This is a genomic window from Aquipuribacter hungaricus, from assembly GCF_037860755.1.
Lineage (GTDB): Bacteria > Actinomycetota > Actinomycetes > Actinomycetales > JBBAYJ01 > Aquipuribacter > Aquipuribacter hungaricus.
The window spans coordinates 1-3489 of sequence record NZ_JBBEOI010000313.1 but is presented as its reverse complement, the minus strand read 5'-3'; the positions used below and the strand labels follow the sequence as shown (position 1 = coordinate 3489).

Annotated in this window: 1 protein-coding gene and 2 pseudogenes; all 3 read right to left on the bottom strand. The window is 76.6% G+C overall.

The features are described 5' to 3' along the window. A pseudogene (locus tag WCS02_RS18795) lies at positions 1-846 on the bottom strand (hypothetical protein); the annotation flags it as partial. A gap of 81 nt (positions 847-927) precedes the next feature. Further along, positions 928-2004 carry a histidinol-phosphate transaminase gene (gene hisC / locus WCS02_RS18790; RefSeq protein ID WP_340295814.1) on the bottom strand — a complete coding sequence of 359 codons (1077 nt, stop codon included), beginning with the start codon at positions 2002-2004 and terminating at the stop codon, positions 928-930. 31 nt (positions 2005-2035) lie between these two features. Further along, positions 2036-3489 (bottom strand): annotated as a pseudogene (locus tag WCS02_RS18785) (hypothetical protein); the annotation flags it as partial.

The following is a 3489-nucleotide window of genomic DNA, read 5'->3' as shown; positions in this document are numbered from 1 at the left end:
CGAGGTGCCCGGGTCGACCGGCGAGGTGCCCGGGTCGACCGGCGAGGTGCCCGGGTCGACCGGCGAGGTGCCCGGGTCGACCGGCGAGGTGCCCGGGTCGACCGGCGAGGTGCCCGGGTCGACCGGCGAGGTGCCCGGGTCGACCGGCGAGGTGCCCGGGTCGACCGGCGAGGTGCCCGGGTCGACCGGGGCGTTGGGGTCGACCTCCCCGTCAGTGGGGCCGCCCTCGGTCGGCTCTTCAGTCGGAAGCTCTCCGGCGAGCTCGTCGCCCGGCGCCTCGAGGAAGTCCTCGCTGGGCTCCTCGAACTCCTCGACCTGCTCGTCCGGAAGAAGCTCTGCTGCAAGCACGCCCTCGTCCTCGGGCACAAGATCTTCGTCCTCAACCACCGAGTCGTCGACGAGCGCGTTGATGCCCGGAAGCACTGCATCGACAAGGGTCTCGACGAGACCATTCGGGGCTGCTGCCTCGTCGACAGCGCGCTGGACTGCAGCGTCTTGCTCGATCTGCAAGAGCGCCGCAGCCTCTTCGCGGTCGGCGTCAGCCTGCACGAAGGACGCACGAGCAGACGAGACCGGCACCGGCGCCAGCTGCTCCGCCGGCGGGCGCACCGTCGCGGCAGCCAGCGGCTGGGGCGCGAGCGCCTCCGAGCGCACGATCGGGCGGGGCGAGTACGTGGACCAGCCCACGAGCGCGACAGAGGCGACCGAGGCCGTCGAGACGGCACCCAGGGCCACCGTGGCGACGACGAAGGACGCCCCCTGGCTGATCTTCACGTGACGTCTCCCTCCCCGGTCGCGGGCCTGTTCGTGCTGCTCGTCGATGTCGTGCCCTGTGCGCTGCTGCATGTCCTGGAGACCGTATCGGCCGAGCAGTCAGACTTCTTTAGCCCGTTACGGTCACGTACTCTGAGTGACGGTGACGGACGGTCACCGTCCGGGGGCGAACGCCGCGACCGTCGCCACGAGCAGGTCGTCGGCCTCGGGGGTCCCCACCGAACAGCGTGCGCCCTCCCCGGGGAAACCGCGCACCGTCACACCAGCAGCCTCGCAGGCCGCGACCAGTTCCGGGGTGCGTTCGCCGGCAGCGAGCCAGACGAAGTTCCCCTGCGGCTCGGGCACGTCCCACCCGACGTCCGCCAGCGCGGCACGGAGCCGGCCGCGCTCCTGGACCAGCTGCTCCACGCGTGCCAGGAGCTCCTCCTCCGCGTCGAGCGAGGCGAGCGCGGCGGCCTGGGCGGGCCCGGAGACGCCGAACGGCACCGCGGTCGCCCGCAGCGCGTCGGCCACGAGCGGGTGCGCGAGGGCATAGCCGACCCGGAGGCTGGCCAGCCCGTAGGCCTTGGAGAAGGTGCGCAGCACGACGAGGTTGGGGTGGTCGGCCAGCAGGGGCGGGCCGACGACGGCGTCGGGGTCGCGGACGAACTCCGTGTACGCCTCGTCGAGGACGACGACGACGTCCTCCGGCACGGCGGCCAGCAGCTCGCGCATCTCCTGCTCGTGCACCGCAGGGCCGGTCGGGTTGTTGGGGCTGCAGACGAGCAGCAGCCGGGTGCGGTCGGTGACCGCGGCGGCCATGGCCGGCAGGTCGTGGCGCGCGTCCTCGGTGAGGGGGACCCGGACGCCCCGGGCGCCGCTGACGCCGACGACGATGGGGTAGGCCTCGAAGGACCGCCAGGCGAAGACCACCTCGTCACCGGTCTCGCACGTGGCCTGGACGACCTGGCCCAGGACCCCGACGCTCCCGGTGCCGCACACCACCTGCTCCGGCTGCAGGCCGTGCCGCTCGGCGAGCCGGCGCACCAGGCCCGTCGCGAACATGTCCGGGTACCTGTTGATGTCGCGGTCGGCGCCGGCGAGGACCTCCAGGACCGAGGGCAGCGGCGGGTACGGGTTCTCGTTGGACGACAGCTTGTACGACGGCCCCTCACCGCCGGCCGGTGCCCGGCCCGGTCGGTAGGCCGGGATGGCGGACAGCGCGGCGCGGAGCCGGGGGGCGGTGGGCACCGTCGCACTGTAGGCGGGGGTCCGCCCCTCGTCATGGCTGGCCGCCGCCTGCCGCCGGCACGCGCGCCAGGACCACCTGGCGGGTGGTGCACGAGGCGCCCTCCCGGTCCAGGAACGGGGCCAGCCCCTCGCGGTAGCGCACGAGCGAGGGGTGGTGGGAGCCGTCGACCGCCGCCGCGGTCGCCACGTAGGCGCTCGAGCTGTGCGCCGGCACGGCGTCGGTGCGCCACGGGCCGTCCGGCGCCGGGGCCCGCACGACGACCCGGTCCGGGGTGTCGGGATGGGACCGGCCGTCCAGCCGCGGCACGAGGTCGTCGTCGTGCTCGATCGCGAGGACCTGGACGCCTGGCGGCGCCTCCCTGCCGGCCACCGGCGACCCGGCCGTCACGACGTGGGTCACGGTGGCCACGCGTCGCAGCCGGGGGTCCGCGGCAACGTCCAGCGCGGTCATGCCGCCCTGGCTGTGCCCGACCACCGCGACCGGCTGCCCGGGCCTGGCGCCCGCACCGACCAGCGCCGCGGCGACCCCCGACGCGACGGCCGACGGGCTGCCTCCGACGAGGGCGACGTTGCCGGCCATGTCCATCGGCGAGCCCTCGCCGTCCCCGTCCCAGTCCTGCGTGCCGGGGACGTGGACGACCCAGGCGACCGCGCCGTCGGCCCCCTCGACCCGGTCCACCCGCACCTGGCCCCGCGCCGGCCGCGGCTCGCCGGGGGGCAGCGAGTCGTGCTCGCCCGCCCTCGGCACCCGCCAGCCCGCCACGCCCTGGCCCCGTCGCAGCAGGTCCGCCACCCCGGAGGCCGGTCGCCCGCGAGAGCCGGCCCCCGCCGTGGTGGCGACGACGCCACCGACCGGCCGGACCGACGGGTCCGAGCAGGGCAGCGCCCCGCCGACCGGGGCGACCGTCACGGGCGTCTCGACCAGCACCCCGCCCGCCTGGCCCGCCCGCCCCAGCAGCCGGGCCACCGCCGGCACGTCGACGACCCCCACCAGGCCCGGCACCAGCCGCACGGCACCGTCGACCAGGCCGGGGTGCGCGACGACCCCTGCGACGACCGCCTCCCGGACCTCGCCCGCCACCGCGGACGCGGCCCCGCCGGACGGGGCGACGACGGACGGGGCGACGACGGACGGGGCACCGATGGACCGGCCGCCCGCCTGTCCCCCGCCGCCCGGGCCGGTCACCGGACCACGCGGCCGGGGCAGCCCCGGGACCGCAGCCGCACCCTCTTCACCGGCCGTCCGGGCAGCGTGGGCGGCGAGCACCACCACGCCGGCGGCGCCCACCAGCACCGGCAGGGCCCCCGTCGACGTCACGCCTGCCACCACCGCCGCACCGGCCCTGGCCCGCAGCAGCGAGCCGAGCACGAGCGGGACCCCCGCGGCGAGGGCGGCCAGCCCGTCCTCCTGCGCCCGGTAGGCCGTGACCGCCAGCAGCACCGAGCCCGCCAGCCCGGCCAGCGCGCCCGCACCCCGGCAGAGGT